This window comes from Pseudomonas sp. 1 R 17, assembly GCF_900067035.1.
Classification (GTDB): Bacteria; Pseudomonadota; Gammaproteobacteria; order Pseudomonadales; family Pseudomonadaceae; genus Aquipseudomonas; species Aquipseudomonas marginalis.
Genome location: NZ_FKLB01000059.1, coordinates 1 through 15061 on the forward strand (window position 1 = coordinate 1; position 15061 = coordinate 15061).

The window sequence follows — 15061 nt, forward strand, 5'->3', positions numbered from 1 at the left end:
CCATTCGCCTGCGCCCAAGCGCAAGGCTTATAAACTGGTCGCCATCGGCACCTCCACCGGCGGCCCGGTCGCCTTGCAGCGCGTGTTGACCCAATTGCCGGCCAACTTCCCGGCGCCGATCGTGTTGATCCAGCACATGCCCGCCGCGTTCACCAAGGCCTTTGCCGAGCGCCTGGACAAGCTCTGCCGCATCAGCGTCAAGGAAGCCGAGGATGGCGACATCCTGCGTCCTGGCCTGGCGTTGCTGGCTCCGGGCGGCAAGCAGATGATGGTCGACGGCCGTGGCGCGATCAAAATCCTGCCGGGTGATGAGCGCCTCAACTACAAGCCGTGCGTGGACATCACCTTCGGTTCGGCGGCCAAGTCCTACGGCGACAAAGTTCTGGCGGTAGTGCTCACCGGCATGGGCGCCGACGGTCGTGAAGGCGCGCGCCTGCTCAAGCAGGGCGGCAGTGCGATCTGGGCCCAGGACGAGGCCAGCTGCGTGATCTATGGCATGCCCATGGCCATCGTCAAGGCTGACCTGGCCGACGCCGTCTACAGCCTGGACGATATCGGCAGGCATCTGGTGGAGGCCTGCCTCTGATGGATGTATTGAGCCTGATCGGCATCATCCTGGCGTTTGTCGCCATTATTGGCGGCAACTACCTCGAAGGCGGTCACCTGGGCGCCCTGGCCAACGGCCCGGCGGCGCTGATCGTGATTGGCGGCACGGTGGGCGCCGCGTTGCTGCAGTCACCGATGAGTTCGTTCAAGCGCGCGATGCAAATCCTCATCTGGATCATTTTTCCGCCGCGTGTCGACCTGGCCGGTGGCATCGATCGCGTCGTCAACTGGAGCCTCACCGCGCGCAAGGAAGGCCTGCTGGGCCTCGAAGGCGTGGCCGATGCCGAACCCGACAGCTATTCGCGCAAAGGCCTGCAATTGCTGGTGGACGGCGCCGAGCCGGAAGCGATCCGCAGCATCCTCGAGGTGGATTTCTACACCCAGGAAAGCCGCGACATCAACGCCGCCAAAGTGTTTGAAAGCATGGGCGGCTACGCGCCGACCATCGGCATCATCGGCGCGGTGATGGGCCTGATCCACGTGATGGGCAACCTGGCCGATCCGTCGCAACTGGGCAGCGGCATTGCCGTGGCGTTCGTTGCCACCATCTACGGGGTGGCCAGTGCCAACCTGGTGCTGTTGCCGGTGGCCAGCAAGCTCAAGTCGATTGCCATGCGCCAGTCGCGCTATCGCGAGATGCTGCTGGAAGGCATCCTGTCGATTGCCGAGGGCGAGAACCCGCGCTCCATCGAATTGAAGCTCCAGGGCTTCATGGATTGATGGTCATGAACCCTGTAGGAGCGAGCTTGCTCGCGAAAATCGTCAACGATAACGCGGGCATCCTGGATGAACGCGTTGCTCTCGGGTTTTTCGCGAGCAAGCTCGCTCCTACAGTTGATTTGTTTTGCGGAGGTAATCGCCTGTGAGCCGTCGCCGTCGCGAGCCTGAAGAACACGTCAACCACGAGCGGTGGCTGGTGTCCTATGCGGACTTCATCACCTTGCTGTTCGCCTTTTTCGTGGTGATGTACTCCATCTCGTCGATCAACGAAGGCAAGTACAAAGTCATTTCCCAGGCGTTGATCGGCGTGTTCAACGACGCCGACCGTTCGCTCAAGCCGATCCCGATTGGCGAAGAGCGGCCCAAGACCGTGACCCCGGCCAAGCCGCTGGTCAATGACAGCGACGAAACCGCTGCCGGTGTGGGCGGCACCAGTGATCCGCTGAAAAGCATCGCCGATGACATCAGTGCCGCGTTTGGCGACCTGATCAGCTCCAACCAGATGACCGTGCGCGGCAATGAGTTGTGGGTGGAGATCGAGCTCAATTCCAGCCTGCTGTTCGCCAGTGCCGATGCATTGCCCAGCGACCAGGCGTTCACCATCATCGACAAGGTGGCGGCGATCCTCAAACCGTTTGAAAACCCGATCCACGTTGAAGGCTTTACCGACAATGTGCCGATCAGTACTGCGCAGTACCCGACCAACTGGGAGCTGTCATCGGCCCGTGCCGCGAGCATCGTGCGCATGCTCGCGATGCAGGGCGTGAACCCTGGACGCCTGGCGTCGGTGGGGTATGGCGAGTTCCAGCCGGTGGCCAATAACGCCACGCTCGAAGGCCGCGCACGCAACCGTCGGGTGGTGCTGGTGGTGTCCCGAAACCTGGAGGTGCGCCGTAGCCTGACCGGCACCGGTACCGCCAATGCAACACCGGATGCGGCCTTGAAGCGCGCTGGCACACAAACTGCACCGGCCCCTGCAAAGCCGCCGGTTCAGCAGAGTGCCGTCAATTCTCCGTCGCCGGCTCAATAACCTTATGCAATGTCTCGGTCGCGCGTGTGCCCACCGGGAGGAACCATCCGAATGAGAGTCTGGGCAGTTGCCAATCAAAAAGGTGGAGTCGGCAAGACCACCACCTCCATCGCTTTAGCCGGCTTGCTGGCCGAGGCGGGCAAGCGTGTGGTCGTGGTCGACCTCGACCCCCACGGCTCGATGACCAGCTATTTCGGCTACGACCCGGATGCGCTGGAGCACAGCAACTACGACCTGTTCCTGCACAAAGGCAACGTACCGGCCGACCTGCCCGGGCAATTGCTGCTGCCCACCAGTAACGAAAGCATTTCCCTGCTGCCGTCGAGTACCGCGCTGGCCACCCTGGAGCGCCAGTCGCCGGGGCAGAGCGGCCTGGGCCTGGTGATCGCCAAGACCCTGGCGCAACTGTGGCAGGACTTCGACTACGCCATCATCGACAGCCCGCCATTGCTCGGCGTGCTGATGGTCAACGCTTTGGCGGCCAGCCAGCAACTGGTGATCCCGGTGCAGACCGAGCACCTGGCGGTCAAGGGCCTGGAGCGCATGGTCAGTACCCTGGCGATGATCAACCGTTCGCGCAAACAGGCGTTGCCCTACAGCATCGTGCCCACCCTGTTCGACCGCCGCACCCAGGCGTCCCTGGGCACCTTGCGCGTCCTGCGCGATGCCTACCCGGAGACCATCTGGAACGGCTACATCCCGGTGGACACCCGCCTGCGTGATGCCAGCCGTGCCGGGCTCACGCCGTCGCAGTTCGACGGCAAAAGCCGCGGTGTGCTGGCCTACCGGGCGTTGCTCAAGCACCTGCTGTCCCAGCAGCTTGTGGCGCAGGTGGCCTGATGATGAACCGTCCCGTCGAACTCAAGGTCAAGACCCGGCCGCAACTGGCACTGGAATCCTACCTGGATGCCTTGCTGCAGGACGCGACCGCGGAAGAATTACAGGAGCCTATCCTGGTGCTGGAGCCGGCGGTCGAAGTGCCGTCGTCGAGTAGCCTGGATGAGTTCCAGTTGGCTGTATTGGAAGAGCAGGCCCGCGATGCACTCGTCGTCCCGGTCAGCGTCCCGGTGGTCGCGCCCGTCGTGCCCGTGGTGGTCGAGCCGGTCGTGGAAGTGCACCTGCCACCGAGCATCACGCCACCGCCGGTGAGCGGCGATGATCGTCCGGCCTGGGCGGCCGAGCCATTTGAATGTCTGCTGTTCGACGTCGCCGGGTTGACCCTGGCGGTGCCGTTGGTGTGCCTGGGCTCGATCTACTCGTTGGAGGGCCAGGAACTGACGCCATTGTTCGGGCAGCCGGAGTGGTTCCTGGGCATCCTGCCGAGCCAGGCCGGTAACCTCAAGGTGCTGGACACCGCGCGCTGGGTGATGCCTGACCGCTACCGCGATGACTTCCGCCAAGGCTTGCAATACGTGATCTCGGTGCAGGGCTACGAATGGGGGCTGGCGGTGCATCAAGTCAGCCGTTCGCTGCGCCTGGACCCGAATGAAATCAAATGGCGCAGCCATCGGGGCCAGCGGCCCTGGCTGGCAGGCACCGTGATCGAACACATGTGCGCGTTGCTGGACGTTGCCGAACTGGCCGAGTTGATCGCCAGCGGTGCCGTTAAGGCGATGCCGGTGAACAAACGCAGTTGATTGGACAATAAGGGCCGCGCGAGCGTGCGGCCAAAAGAAGTACACACGCCGCCTACATCGGCATTTGAAGGGGTCAGAGATATGAACAAGTCAGCGTCCGCACAAGGTTTGGATGATCCGATCCTGCAATGGGTTACCTTCAAACTGGACAACGAAACCTACGGTATTAACGTGATGCGCGTGCAGGAAGTGCTGCGCTACACCGAGATCGCTCCGGTTCCCGGTGCGCCAAGCTATGTGCTGGGCATCATCAACCTGCGCGGCAACGTGGTGACGGTGATCGACACCCGCCAGCGTTTTGGCCTGGACACGGTCGAAGTCAGCGACAACACGCGTATCGTCATCATCGAGGCCGACAAGCAAGTGGTCGGGATCATGGTCGACAGCGTCGCGGAAGTGGTCTACCTGCGCCAATCGGAAGTGGAAACCGCGCCGAACGTGGGCAACGAGGAATCGGCCAAGTTCATCCAGGGCGTGTGCAACAAGAACAACGAACTGTTGATTCTGGTTGAGCTGGACAAAATGATGAGCGAAGAAGAATGGTCGGAACTGGAGAGCATCTGATTGTTCCTTGAGGTCGCGGTGATTGTCCTGGCCCTGTTGTGGGCCGGGACCTTGGGTTTTCTGCTGCGCTATATACGCCAGCAGCGCGAATTGGCGATGCAGCAGGCCGAGCGCGATGCGGTGCGTGATCGACGGGTGCTGGAGTTGGTCAAGCGGGTCGATCACTTCCAGCAGAGTGCGGTGAAGGTCGGGGACGAGGTGCATGAACTGCGCGCCATCCTCGCGCCGTTGCCGGACAAACTGGCGCAGATCGAGCAGCGTGATCCTTCCAGCCTGTCATTTGCCCAGGCGGCGAAGCTGGTGGGCATGGGCGCTACCGTGGATGAACTGACCCAGTCGTGTGGCTTGACCCAGGCTGAGGCGCAGTTGATGAGTAAGTTACACAAGAGCTGATTGCGCCGTGTGAACCGTGCGCCTCTCTCTATGCCTTGAATGCCGGCTGCGGCTGATTGTGTCGGATGTGTCACAGTGTCATGGTTCTCCGTGGCACTTTTACTTCTTTGTGATGACCCATCTACGCATGTAGGAAATTTCACTCACAAGGATGCGAAATGTCTGTTGATCCCCCTCTCGAGCAAAACCCTCTGTTTGGCTGCCGTCTTGGGTCGCCACTTCCGCGCTTAGCGCGCAATCAAACGCCGTGCTTCAAGATCGACCGCGTAGTGCTCAGTGGCGATCAGGCTGAAGATGTCCAGTAAACCCTGTCGATGATCCGTTGCAAGGACGTTGCATCGGTGCCAGCGGCATTGACCTCACGTTGAGCCACGGGCCATGCCAGGGACGCGTTGGCGAATCTCCAGTGTGCGATGGCCGCCGCTGATCCATCACTGAAGGGAAGCAGCGAATGAACGATCTACGCAATGGACTGTACGGCGTCGCGCTGGCATTGGCGGTGGCAGGGCTGGGCGGTTGCGCCTCGTCGATGACGGTCACCGGCGAGCCGGGGGTGAAGATGGGCCAGGGTTATGCCCAGGTGCTCGCGGTGGTCAGCCGCAACAACACTGTGACCAAGCAGGTCGACGGCCAAGGCTTCCGGGCTGAGGGTTATTCGCCGATGTTCAAGGACTGCCGGATCAAGTACTTCATCTTCCAGGGCGCTGATGGCTTGCAGCAGGTGAAGTACGAGCCGGCGCCAGAGCTGTCGGTCAAGCAGAATTGCCGTCAGCCGTAAGCGGCCCTTTATTCCTCTGCGAGTTGACTGCTGATGACATTTTACGTGTGGTTCCCGTGGCGCTGCTGGTGCGCGCGGTGCCGGGGCGTGATTGCCTGGACTGGAACGTGCCGGGCGCCGGGGTGATGGCGTCGACGAAAGCGGGCTTCCCCGATCACAACGGCGAAAGCCTGGGCATGCCTGGGTCGCGGGATTAATTTTTCAACGCCCATGGCTTTTTTTCGGTCGCCCAGGGTCCACATCCTTCAAGCACCTTTGAATCCAGGAGTAAGCCACCCATGACCACCCCCAAGGCATTGTTGATCCTCCACGGCAAGCAAGCCCTCAACGAGGACGTGCGCAGCGCCGTGCTGGCCCGGCGCAGGCAGGGTGGGGAGCTGGCGGTACGGGTGACCTGGGAGGGCGGTGACGCAAAGCGCCTGGTCAAGGAAGCCTTGGAGGGCGGCTATACCCACATCATTGCCGGCGGCGGCGACGGCACCTTGCGCGACGTGGCCGAGGCCATGGCCGAGGCCAAGGGTGAAGCCAGCCTGGTGCTGATGCCCCTGGGGACCGCCAATGACTTCGCCAAGGCTGCCGGCGTGCCATTGGAGCCCGCCCAGGCCCTGGCGTTGCTGGATGTGCCGCCCCGTGCGATCGACCTCGGCCAGGTCGGCGGGCAAATCTTCCTGAATATGGCCACCGGCGGCTTCGGCAGCCAGGTCACCGCCAATACCTCCGAAGACCTGAAGAAAGTCCTCGGTGGCGCCGCCTACCTGTTCACCGGCCTGACGCGCTTCAGCGAGTTGAAGGCCGCCTATGCCGAGCTGGACGGGCCGGATTTCCACTGGAAGGGCGAGCTGCTCGCGCTGGGCATCGGCAACGGTCGCCAGGCGGGCGGTGGGCATGTGCTGTGCCCTGGGGCATTGGCCGACGATGGCTTGCTGGACGTCAGTATCCTGCCGGCGCCCCAGGAAGTGGTCGGCACCTTGCGCGAGCTGATGGGGAACGGCTGGGAGCTGGACGCGATGTTCGTGCGGGCACGCCTGCCGTGGGTCAACATCAAGGTCGCGCAGGGCTTGTACATCAACCTCGATGGCGAGCCGCTGGAAGGTGACGACCTGCACTTCGAGGCCTTGCCCAAGGCCCTGCGCGTGCATTTGCCGGTGGGTTCGCCCCTAGTCGTCCAGGCTGATGATCTGCTCGCGCACGGCAAATAACACCAGGCCCGCCACGTCGAATATCTGCAGGCGCTTCATGATTTGCGAGCGGTGGGCTTCTACGGTCTTGATGCTCAGGCCCAGGCCGTGGGCGATCTCGCGGGTGGATTTGCCGCGCACGATCAGGCGCAGGATTTCCAGTTGGCGGGCCGTGAGGTTATGGCTGTGGCTGGCGGGCGTGGTCGGCCCCTGGCTGCGCACCAGCGCCTGGTTGATCACGGTATGGGCGATCGCCGGGCTCAGGTAGCGCTCGTTGTTGCGCAAGGCCAGCAACGCGTGTTCCAGCTCGTTGGCAGTGGTGTCCTTGAGCAGGTAGCCGTGGGCGCCTGCCTCCAGCGCGCACATGATCAGCTCCGGGTCGGTGTGCATCGACAGGATCAGCACCTTGCTCCTGGGGTGCGCATGCTTGAGTTGCTGTAGCGCCTCGAGGCCGCTGGTGTGCTTCATGGACAGGTCCAACAGCACGATATCCGGCAGCAAGGTATTGAACTGCTCCAGCAATTGCGCGCCATCGCTGGCTTCGCCGGTCACCGTGTAGCCGGGAATATCCTGGATCAGCGCACGTACGCCGGCCCTGATCAGTGCATGGTCATCCACCAGGAGTAATGTGCAGGTCACTCGATAACCTTAGGGGCGCTGGCCCGTTCGAGGGAGCGAGGCGCCCAGGGGAAAAGCGCGTCTATCCGTGTGCCGTGGCCTGGTTGGCTGCTGACGGATAATGAACCGCCAAGCTGGTCAATGCGCTCGGACATGCCAGCCATGCCCCGTTGGCCTTCCAGGCCGGGGTTGATGGCGGGCGAAAAGCCCTGGCCGTCATCGCAGATGGTCAGCGACAGGCCCTCGGGCAGGCGCTGCAGGCGCACCAGCAGGTTGCGCGCCTGGGCGTGGCGCAGCATGTTGGTCACGGCTTCCTGGGTAATGCGAAAGGCCGCCACGGCCATTTCCTCAGGGATGCCGCTCAGCCGTTGCTGGCATTCAAGGCTCCAGTGCACCGGGGTGTTTTCCAGGGTTTTGAGCAGGTGCGCGCGCAGGCTGGCTTCCAGGCCCAGGCTGGCGAGCTGCCGGGGGTTGAGGATGGCGGACACGTCGCGCACCTTGGCCAGGGTTTCGTTCAAGGTGTTGCACAGCACAGTGCACTGGCTTTGCAATTCATCCGGCAGGCGGCGCTTGAGCCATTCGCTTTGCAGCTTGGCGGCGGTCAGCAACTGGCCGATATCGTCATGCAGTTCACGGCTGAGGCGATGACGTTCGTTTTCCTGCACTTGCAGCAGGCGATCGGCCAACTCCTGGGGCTGGAACTTGATGGATTTACGCGAGCGCCACTGTTGCAGGCCAACCACCACCAAGGTGGCCAAGTTGAGCAGCAGCACCAGCAGCGGCAACGGCGCGGAGCGGCTGTAGGCCCACAGGCTCAGCAGCAGCGAGCCGAGGCACAGGGCGAGGATCAAACGGCGTGCGTTACTGCGGGACGCGGACCTTGCGATGAATGTCTTGAGGCTGGCATGCATAGCGGATGGAGCCAATGAAGGTTCGCTGCGGGAAGACCGGTCGCGGCTGACCGGGCTCTGTTTGGAATACGTTCTTGAATCGTTCTCAAGCAGGCTGAAGTTGAGTCACTTCAAGCGGGTGCATAGTACCACCACTCTTACCGTTGGTCGCCAGGTGCCGTGCCTGGCGGGCCTATTTAAACGCGCAACAACTCGAGGAATGATAATCCCAGAGTTAATGAAGTGAGGTTGTATTATTTCAAAGGGTTTGTATCGTTAATGGCTAATTGATATTGAATCGCCATTTTTCTCCAGCGGATTAGTTGGAGTCGTCGTTTTTAGATAACCCCGTGCTTGAATGCGACCTGATAACGCTTCAAGACAAATGGTGCATACGTTGTTGCGGATTGTAACTGAAACCCTTTTGCGGAATGTGCAGGGTGACCGTGTCAATCAACTTGGTCTGTTCTTCTTTATCCAGGGTCAGCTGGCCTGTTTTTGCATCGATCAGTTCCAGCTGCCAGGCCAGCAATGTCAAGCAGTCATGCAGGGCTTCCAGGGCTTGATCATGTAACTGCAAAGGACTTTCGGCGTTGGCGATCACGTCCTGGATATGCCGCGAGAATTCGCTGATCGCTTGCAGGGCCAGGCAATCGGCCTTTTCGGCGAGCTTGATCAGGCTGATTTTCATGCAGTCGATGGCGTCACTGTCGTTGCGGATCAAATGCAGGTGGCTCAGGCATTCTTCCGACTTGGTCAGCAGCTTTTCAGCCTCGCGCAGGAACTCAGGAAGTGCAACTTGCCACTCGTTACCGTCGTTCATCATGCAAGTCTCCACAACATAAGGTCGGGTGATGAGAGGTCGCACCGGGTGAATGGCGTAAAACTACCGCTGAAAGATAACGGGAATCTGTAGGTTGCTTCTGAGTTTTCAGTAGGACGTTTATTTAAATGACGGCGACGGCTGTGCGTGGCCCCCGTGAGCGGGCTCGATTGCACACCTTCAGTTGCCGTCACGTGAACGTCTGGAAAACCCATAAGACGAGGGCTGGGGATGGCAAACAAAAGCCTGACTCCATTCATGCAATGAGAATGGCGTCACATTAATGGCTATTAGATATTGCGAACATCAGGTTGGGCCTGATTGTGCCTAGGGGAATCCCTTACATGACGGAACCTTGCGTCGATTTGAATGTCGCGCAACGTCGCTGCACCGCCATATGAACAGGCCTCAGCAGTAAAGCATGATGTCAGTGTGACATCAATGAGTTTACGTGGCATTTTACCGGGGTCAAGGTCCGGCGTTTGCCGCCGATAACAAGCTAACTGCACAAACACTTCGCGCATTACTTTCCAGCGCACACCAGGAGCTCTTAATGGCCGGCATTCTCGACACGGTAGACCAACGCACGCAACTGGTGGGTGAGAATCGCCTGGAGATCCTCATGTTCCGCCTGGCCGGGCGGCAGCTGTTCGCCATCAACGTGTTCAAGGTGCAGGAAGTCCTGCAACTGCCCAAGCTGACCCTGATGCCCCAGCGCCACCCCTTCGTGTGCGGCGTGGTCAACCTGCGGGGCCAGACCCTGCCAGTGATCGACTTGTCCCAGGCCATCGGCATGCGTCCGCTGGTGCCGGGCCCCAACAGCACCATTATCGTCACCGAGTACAACCGCTCGGTGCAGGCGTTCCTGGTGGGTGGCGTGGACCGCATCGTCAACATGAACTGGGAAGCCATCCTGCCGCCGCCGACGAGCGCCGGGCGCCAGCATTACCTCACCGCCATCAGCAAGGTCGACGACCAGTTGGTGGAGATCATCGACGTGGAAAAAGTCCTCGCCGAGATCGTGCCGTACAACGCCAAGGTCTCCCGCGAAAAACTCGACGACCCGGTGCTGGAACGCGCCCGTGGCCGCGAAGTGCTGCTGGTGGACGACTCCAACGTGGCCCTGTCGCAATTGCGCGACACCCTCGGCCAACTGGGCGTGAAGATGCACATCGCCAGCGACGGTCTCAAGGCGTTGAATATGCTCAAGGCCTGGGCCGACGCCGGCCATGTGATGACCGACAAGCTGCTGATGATCTTCACCGACGCCGAAATGCCCGAGATGGACGGCTACCGCCTCACCACCGAAATCCGCAACGACCCACGGCTGCGCAAGCTCTACGTGGTACTGCACACTTCGCTGTCAGGCAGCTTCAACGACTCGATGGTGAAGAAGGTCGGCTGCGACAACTTCCTGTCCAAGTTCCAGCCGGACAAGCTGGTGGATGTGGTACGTCAGCGCCTGATGCTGGACGAAGCGTCCGCTTGACCTTAGGGTGACGGCTTTGCCCCTCAGGAATGTTGGCCCATGCTTCGTCTCAGCGCGTTGTACCGTTACCCCTTGAAGTCCGGCAAGGCCGAAACTCTGCAACAGGTCGGCCTGGATAAACTGGGGTTGGACGGCGATCGACGCTGGATGCTGGTGGATGAGGCCAGCGGGCGTTTCCTCACCCAGCGCGCCGTGGCAAAGATGAGCCAACTGTCGGCGCTGTGGAACAGCAGCGGCGGCCTGACCCTGAGTTCGCCTGGCTACGCGCCGCTGGATGTGGCGCTGCCCGGCAGCGCGGCTGAGTTACGTGGCGTGACCATCTGGCGCGACACCTTGCGTGTGCCGGACGCCGGCGACGAAGCCGCCGCCTGGGTCAGCGCCTTTATCGGCAAGCCCACGCGGCTGGTGCAGATTCCTCTGGAACGGGCGCGCACTACCCAGGCAGGTTACGGCCGCGATGATGACCAGGTCGCGTTCGCCGACGGTTATCCGTTGCTGGTGATCGGGCAAGCGTCCCTCGACGACCTCTCGCAGAAAGTCGGCCGTCCCATGGACATGCTGCGCTTTCGCCCCAACCTGGTGATCGAAGGCAGCGACGCCTTCGCCGAAGACGGCTGGAAGCGCCTGCGCATCGGGGATGTGGAGTTTCGCGCAGTCAAGCCCTGCTCACGCTGCATTCTCACCACCATCGATCCGCACACCGGCGAGCGCAGCCCCGACCGTGAGCCTTTTGTGACGCTGGAGGCCTACCGCAAGACCGAGGACGGCGCGATTTTTGGCCAGAACCTGGTCAACGATGGTGTGGGCCGCCTGGAAGTGGGCATGCCGGTGATCATCCTCGAATAAACCATGGGCCCATAAAAAATGCCCGTCTCGCAGGAGACGGGCATTTTTTTTGCGGCGCAGCGATCAGCCGCGGTATTCGCACAGGTAAGCGGTGTCTACCGCGACCTTCAGCTGGAACTTGCTGTTGGCCGGTACGTTGAACTGGCTGCCGGCGGCGAAGGTTTCCCAGTCGTTGGCGTCGGGCAGCTTGACGCTCAGGGCGCCGGACACCACGTGCATGATTTCACGCTGGGCTGTGCCGAATTCGTATTCACCCGGGGCCATCACGCCGATGGTCGCCGGACCTTCTGCGGTGCCGAAAGCGATCGACTTGACGGTGCCGTCGAAGTACTCGTTGACTTTGAACATGGGCGAATCCTCGGAAAAAGTTGATGCTTTACGCTCATCCTGTAGGAGCGAGCTTACTCGCGAAAAACCTGAGAGCGCCGCTGGGTGCCAGGTTTACCGCGTTATCGTTAACGACCTTCGCGAGCAAGCTCGCTCCTACAGTTGAGCAGCAAGGAAAAGGGGGAGTCAGTATGCCCAAGGCTTCGGGCGCTGCCTAGACCGGCAAAATCAGCGGCAGCAGGCGCGCGGTGTTGCGTGCATCTTCCAGCGCTCGATGTTGCTGGCCCTGGAACTGCATCCCCGCCAATTGCAGGGCGCCATTGAGCCCCAGGGGCTTGTCCAGGCGCCGGGCCTTGGCGAAGCGTTGCTTGAGGTTGACATGGGGCGTGGGGGCCATGGCGCTGGTCAGGCCATGGCGCTGCCACTCGAGCTCCAGCTGTACGCGATCGTAGTCACCCCAACTGGCCCAGCCTTCCAGGCGCGCCTGATGCTGGCCCAGCCAGCGCTCGAACAGCGGCCACACCTCGATGAACGGTGCAGCGCCGTTGATATTTGCCTGGGTGATATGGGTCAGCTGGCGACAAAAGGGCGTGAGCAAGGGGCGGCGCAGCGGCCGCACAAAGCGCTGGAAGTGGTCCAGCTCGCGGCCCTGGCGGTTCACCAGGCTCGCGCCGATCTCGATGACTTCCATCTCCGTCACGGGCCAGCCGCCTTCATCCGTTGTGGCTTCAAGGTCAATAATCAGCCAATGAGGCATCGCGCAGGTTCCCGTACTCGTCCTTTCCTGTTGGGGATAGAGCGTAGACCGGCCTTGTAGTTCCGACTAGGGGGTTATTCGATCTCCAGCAGAACCTGGCGATTGCGTACCTGATCGCCTGTTGTGACCTGCACGGCCTTGACCACGCCGTCCCTGTCGGCCTTGAGTGGATGCTCCATTTTCATGGCTTCGAGCACCAGCAGCAGTTGGCCTTTAGTCACCTGTTCACCGGTGCTGACGCGGACGTCGACGATGGCACCGTCCATCGGTGCCTTGATCGTGCCGCTGCCGGCGTCGGCCTGGCGCCCGGCAACCTGCTGGGTGCGGTTGGTGACGGTAAGGCCAGGCAGCCACAGCCGGGAGCCCTCCAGGTGATAGGCGATGCGACGGCGAACGCCGTTGAGCACCAGGGTGGCGCGACGGCCATCGGTGCTGAGTGGCAGGGCGGCGGCGGTGACGGTGTGGGTTTCGCCGTCGGCCTCCAGGCGAAAGGTGCAGGGAACACGGGCGTTGTTGCGCCATCCCGCGAGGCCGTGGGGATGCTGGTCGGCGCTGTGTTGGTAAAACAGCGCGGCGGCCAGGGCGAGTTGATCACTTGTCGCGGCCGGGCGCGGTATTTCGCTGAAGTGCTCGGCGATAAACCCGGTGCTGAAATCACCGTCGATAAAGCCTGGGTGCTTGAGCAGTTCAGCCAACAAGCGCTGATTGGTCGTCACCCCCAGCAACAGCGTGTCTTCCACCGCCCGCAGCAGCTTGCGCCGGGCTTCTTCGCGGGTGGCGCCATGGGCGATGAGCTTGCCGAGCATCGGGTCATAGAACGGGCTGATGGTTTCGCCTTCGCACAGCCCATGGTCAACCCGTACGCCCACGGCCGGTTCCCAGCGCAGTACCTCACCGGTTTGCGGCAGGAAGCCCTGGGCCGGGTCTTCGGCATAGAGGCGCACTTCCATGGCGTGGCCGTTCAGGCTCACCTGCGCCTGCTCGAGCGGCAGCGGCTGGCCGGCGGCGATTTGCAGTTGCCAGGCCACCAGGTCGAGGCCGGTGATCAGCTCGGTGACCGGGTGCTCCACTTGCAGGCGGGTGTTCATTTCCAGGAAGTAGAACCGGCCGTTGCGGTCGAGCAGGAACTCCACGGTACCGGCGCCGAGGTAGTTTACCGCGCGTCCGGCCTTGAGCGCGGCTTCGCCCATGGCCTGGCGCAGTTCGGGCGTCATCACCGGGCAGGGCGCTTCCTCGATGACTTTTTGATGACGGCGCTGGATCGAGCAGTCCCGTTCGCCGAGGTAAATCAGGTTGCCGTGGCGGTCGCCGAACAGTTGGATCTCGACGTGGCGCGGCTCGATCAGCGCCTGTTCGAGGATCAGTTCGTCACTGCCGAACGCATGCCTGGCCTCCGAGCGGGCGCTGTGCAGGCTTTCCAGCAGCGCCTCCGGCTGGTGGACCAGGCGCATGCCACGGCCACCGCCGCCGGCGCTGGCCTTGATCATCAGCGGGTAGCCGATGCGCTCGGCTTCACGTTGCAGGCAGGTGTCGTCCTGGGCGCTGCCCTGGTAGCCGGCGATGCAAGGCACCCCGGCCTCGAGCATGGCGAGCTTGGAGCGGCGCTTGCTGCCCATCAGTTCGATGGCCTCGGCGCTGGGGCCGATGAAGGTCAGGTCGGCGTCTTGGCACGCGCGGGCGAAATCGGGGTTTTCCGAGAGGAAGCCGTAGCCGGGGTGGATGGCATCGGCGCCGGTTTTTTCCGCGGCCTCGAGGATGGCCGGGATATTGAGGTAGGACTGTTGTACCGCCGCGGGGCCGATGCGCACGGCTTCGTCGGCCATCTGCACGTGCAGGGCCTCGGCGTCGGCGTCGCTGTAGACGGCGACGGTGCGGTAGCCCAAGGCCTGGGCCGTGCGTTGGATGCGGCAGGCGATTTCGCCGCGGTTGGCGATGAGGATTTTTGTGAACTGCGGCATTTTTTGCTCCGTGTGCATATCCGTTATTTAGGTAACGGCCACTTAGGGTTCCGCCCTTACGGCGGCTCACTTTTGGAAAGACCCAAAAGTAAGCAAAAGGTCTTCGCCCCAACACTCGGCACCTCGCCTAGGCTCGGTATGCCCGAACGAAGGCTTGAATCCGTGGGCCGCCGTCATGGGCCATCCTTGGCCCAGTGCGGCTAACCCGGCGTCCTGCCGGGTTACCCACGCTCCAAAGCCTGCGTTCGGCCAGCGTGTTTGACGGGGTGATCCCAAATCAAAAACAAGACGAGGCGGCCTTAAAGCCGACCTGATCATTGAAGCGTACGCGGTGTGGCTTCTACTTCCTTAACCGCTGACGAAGTCAGCAATCTTTTGATCTGGCTCTGGCTTTTGATCTTGATCTCAGGCGCCCCGTTAACCACGCTGGCCGAACGCAGGCTTGAA

Annotated in this window: 18 protein-coding genes; 12 read left to right on the forward strand and 6 right to left on the reverse strand. The window is 61.9% G+C overall.

Annotated features, from left to right (window positions below):
- The 10 genes from BFP99_RS23220 to yegS all read left to right on the forward strand — a co-directional run.
- The coding region (locus BFP99_RS23220) for a chemotaxis protein CheB (protein ID WP_305118800.1) at positions 1-586 on the forward strand (586 nt) is incomplete at its 5' end.
- Positions 586-1326 carry a flagellar motor protein gene (locus tag BFP99_RS23225; protein WP_027603872.1) on the forward strand — a complete coding sequence of 247 codons (741 nt, stop codon included), beginning with the start codon at positions 586-588 and terminating at the stop codon, positions 1324-1326. The genes BFP99_RS23220 and BFP99_RS23225, both read left to right, overlap by 1 nt.
- 142 nt (positions 1327-1468) lie before the next feature.
- Positions 1469-2356, forward strand: a complete 888-nt coding sequence (gene motD, locus BFP99_RS23230; RefSeq protein WP_065924143.1) for a flagellar motor protein MotD — start codon at positions 1469-1471, stop codon at positions 2354-2356.
- 51 nt (positions 2357-2407) lie between these two features.
- A complete protein-coding gene (locus BFP99_RS23235; RefSeq protein WP_065924144.1) occupies positions 2408-3196 on the forward strand; it encodes a ParA family protein in 789 nt (262 codons plus the stop codon).
- 2 nt (positions 3197-3198) lie between these two features.
- Positions 3199-3993, forward strand: coding sequence for a CheW domain-containing protein (locus BFP99_RS23240; protein ID WP_065924145.1), 795 nt, complete (start codon positions 3199-3201; stop codon positions 3991-3993).
- A gap of 81 nt (positions 3994-4074) precedes the next feature.
- Positions 4075-4557 carry a chemotaxis protein CheW gene (locus tag BFP99_RS23245; protein ID WP_005790025.1) on the forward strand — a complete coding sequence of 161 codons (483 nt, stop codon included), beginning with the start codon at positions 4075-4077 and terminating at the stop codon, positions 4555-4557.
- The gene (locus BFP99_RS23250; RefSeq protein ID WP_065924146.1) at positions 4558-4950 is read left to right on the forward strand and encodes a DUF2802 domain-containing protein; all 393 of its coding nucleotides are present in this window, start codon (positions 4558-4560) and stop codon (positions 4948-4950) included. It abuts the gene before it with no gap.
- Between the two features lie 451 nt (positions 4951-5401).
- On the forward strand, positions 5402-5728 hold the full coding sequence (locus BFP99_RS23255) for a hypothetical protein (RefSeq protein ID WP_065948320.1): 327 nt from the start codon (positions 5402-5404) through the stop codon (positions 5726-5728).
- Positions 5729-5775: 47 nt separating this feature from the next.
- Positions 5776-5925: a hypothetical protein gene (locus tag BFP99_RS33340; RefSeq protein ID WP_176719703.1), complete on the forward strand. Its 150-nt coding sequence runs from the start codon at positions 5776-5778 to the stop codon at positions 5923-5925.
- Between the two features lie 81 nt (positions 5926-6006).
- The gene (yegS, locus tag BFP99_RS23260; RefSeq protein WP_065948321.1) at positions 6007-6927 is read left to right on the forward strand and encodes a lipid kinase YegS; all 921 of its coding nucleotides are present in this window, start codon (positions 6007-6009) and stop codon (positions 6925-6927) included.
- Here yegS and BFP99_RS23265 read toward each other — a convergent pair.
- The 3 genes from BFP99_RS23265 to BFP99_RS23275 all read right to left on the reverse strand — a co-directional run bounded on the left by BFP99_RS23265 (position 6886) and on the right by BFP99_RS23275 (position 9240).
- Positions 6886-7545, reverse strand: a complete 660-nt coding sequence (locus BFP99_RS23265; protein WP_065924149.1) for a response regulator transcription factor — start codon at positions 7543-7545, stop codon at positions 6886-6888. The two genes, yegS and BFP99_RS23265, sit on opposite strands and share 42 nt — an antisense overlap.
- Positions 7542-8435 carry a sensor histidine kinase gene (locus tag BFP99_RS23270; RefSeq protein WP_065924150.1) on the reverse strand — a complete coding sequence of 298 codons (894 nt, stop codon included), beginning with the start codon at positions 8433-8435 and terminating at the stop codon, positions 7542-7544. The genes BFP99_RS23265 and BFP99_RS23270 overlap by 4 nt, the downstream gene beginning before the upstream one ends.
- A gap of 355 nt (positions 8436-8790) precedes the next feature.
- Positions 8791-9240 carry a hypothetical protein gene (locus BFP99_RS23275; RefSeq protein ID WP_174562740.1) on the reverse strand — a complete coding sequence of 150 codons (450 nt, stop codon included), beginning with the start codon at positions 9238-9240 and terminating at the stop codon, positions 8791-8793.
- A gap of 550 nt (positions 9241-9790) precedes the next feature.
- Here BFP99_RS23275 and BFP99_RS23280 point away from each other — a divergent pair.
- On the forward strand, positions 9791-10726 hold the full coding sequence (locus BFP99_RS23280; RefSeq protein ID WP_027603884.1) for a chemotaxis protein CheV: 936 nt from the start codon (positions 9791-9793) through the stop codon (positions 10724-10726).
- 39 nt (positions 10727-10765) lie between these two features.
- On the forward strand, positions 10766-11572 hold the full coding sequence (locus BFP99_RS23285) for an MOSC domain-containing protein (RefSeq protein ID WP_065924151.1): 807 nt from the start codon (positions 10766-10768) through the stop codon (positions 11570-11572).
- Positions 11573-11635: 63 nt separating this feature from the next.
- Here the strand turns inward: BFP99_RS23285 and BFP99_RS23290 are convergent, their stop codons facing one another.
- The 3 genes from BFP99_RS23290 to BFP99_RS23300 all read right to left on the reverse strand — a co-directional run bounded on the left by BFP99_RS23290 (position 11636) and on the right by BFP99_RS23300 (position 14614).
- Positions 11636-11920, reverse strand: a complete 285-nt coding sequence (locus tag BFP99_RS23290; protein WP_027603886.1) for a pyrimidine/purine nucleoside phosphorylase — start codon at positions 11918-11920, stop codon at positions 11636-11638.
- A 193-nt stretch (positions 11921-12113) separates the two neighbouring features.
- Complete coding sequence (locus BFP99_RS23295) at positions 12114-12656, reverse strand: exonuclease domain-containing protein (RefSeq protein WP_065948322.1); 543 nt, start codon at positions 12654-12656, stop codon at positions 12114-12116.
- A gap of 74 nt (positions 12657-12730) precedes the next feature.
- Positions 12731-14614: an acetyl-CoA carboxylase biotin carboxylase subunit gene (locus tag BFP99_RS23300; RefSeq protein WP_065948323.1), complete on the reverse strand. Its 1884-nt coding sequence runs from the start codon at positions 14612-14614 to the stop codon at positions 12731-12733.
- Between the last annotated feature and the right edge of the window lie 447 nt (positions 14615-15061).

What these genes read in the sequence shown, in the direction of transcription:
- BFP99_RS23225 (WP_027603872.1), top strand. Translation starts at nt 586, where the DNA reads ATGGATGTATTGAGCCTGATCGGCATCATCCTGGCGTTTGTCGCCATT.
- BFP99_RS23235 (WP_065924144.1), top strand. Translation starts at nt 2,408, where the DNA reads ATGAGAGTCTGGGCAGTTGCCAATCAAAAAGGTGGAGTCGGCAAGACC.
- BFP99_RS23240 (WP_065924145.1), top strand. Translation starts at nt 3,199, where the DNA reads ATGAACCGTCCCGTCGAACTCAAGGTCAAGACCCGGCCGCAACTGGCA.
- BFP99_RS23245 (WP_005790025.1), top strand. Translation starts at nt 4,075, where the DNA reads ATGAACAAGTCAGCGTCCGCACAAGGTTTGGATGATCCGATCCTGCAA.
- BFP99_RS23255 (WP_065948320.1), top strand. Translation starts at nt 5,402, where the DNA reads ATGAACGATCTACGCAATGGACTGTACGGCGTCGCGCTGGCATTGGCG.
- yegS (WP_065948321.1), top strand. Translation starts at nt 6,007, where the DNA reads ATGACCACCCCCAAGGCATTGTTGATCCTCCACGGCAAGCAAGCCCTC.
- BFP99_RS23270 (WP_065924150.1), bottom strand. Translation starts at nt 8,435, where the DNA reads ATGCATGCCAGCCTCAAGACATTCATCGCAAGGTCCGCGTCCCGCAGT.
- BFP99_RS23275 (WP_174562740.1), bottom strand. Translation starts at nt 9,240, where the DNA reads ATGATGAACGACGGTAACGAGTGGCAAGTTGCACTTCCTGAGTTCCTG.
- BFP99_RS23280 (WP_027603884.1), top strand. Translation starts at nt 9,791, where the DNA reads ATGGCCGGCATTCTCGACACGGTAGACCAACGCACGCAACTGGTGGGT.
- BFP99_RS23285 (WP_065924151.1), top strand. Translation starts at nt 10,766, where the DNA reads ATGCTTCGTCTCAGCGCGTTGTACCGTTACCCCTTGAAGTCCGGCAAG.
- BFP99_RS23290 (WP_027603886.1), bottom strand. Translation starts at nt 11,920, where the DNA reads ATGTTCAAAGTCAACGAGTACTTCGACGGCACCGTCAAGTCGATCGCT.
- BFP99_RS23295 (WP_065948322.1), bottom strand. Translation starts at nt 12,656, where the DNA reads ATGCCTCATTGGCTGATTATTGACCTTGAAGCCACAACGGATGAAGGC.
- BFP99_RS23300 (WP_065948323.1), bottom strand. Translation starts at nt 14,614, where the DNA reads ATGCCGCAGTTCACAAAAATCCTCATCGCCAACCGCGGCGAAATCGCC.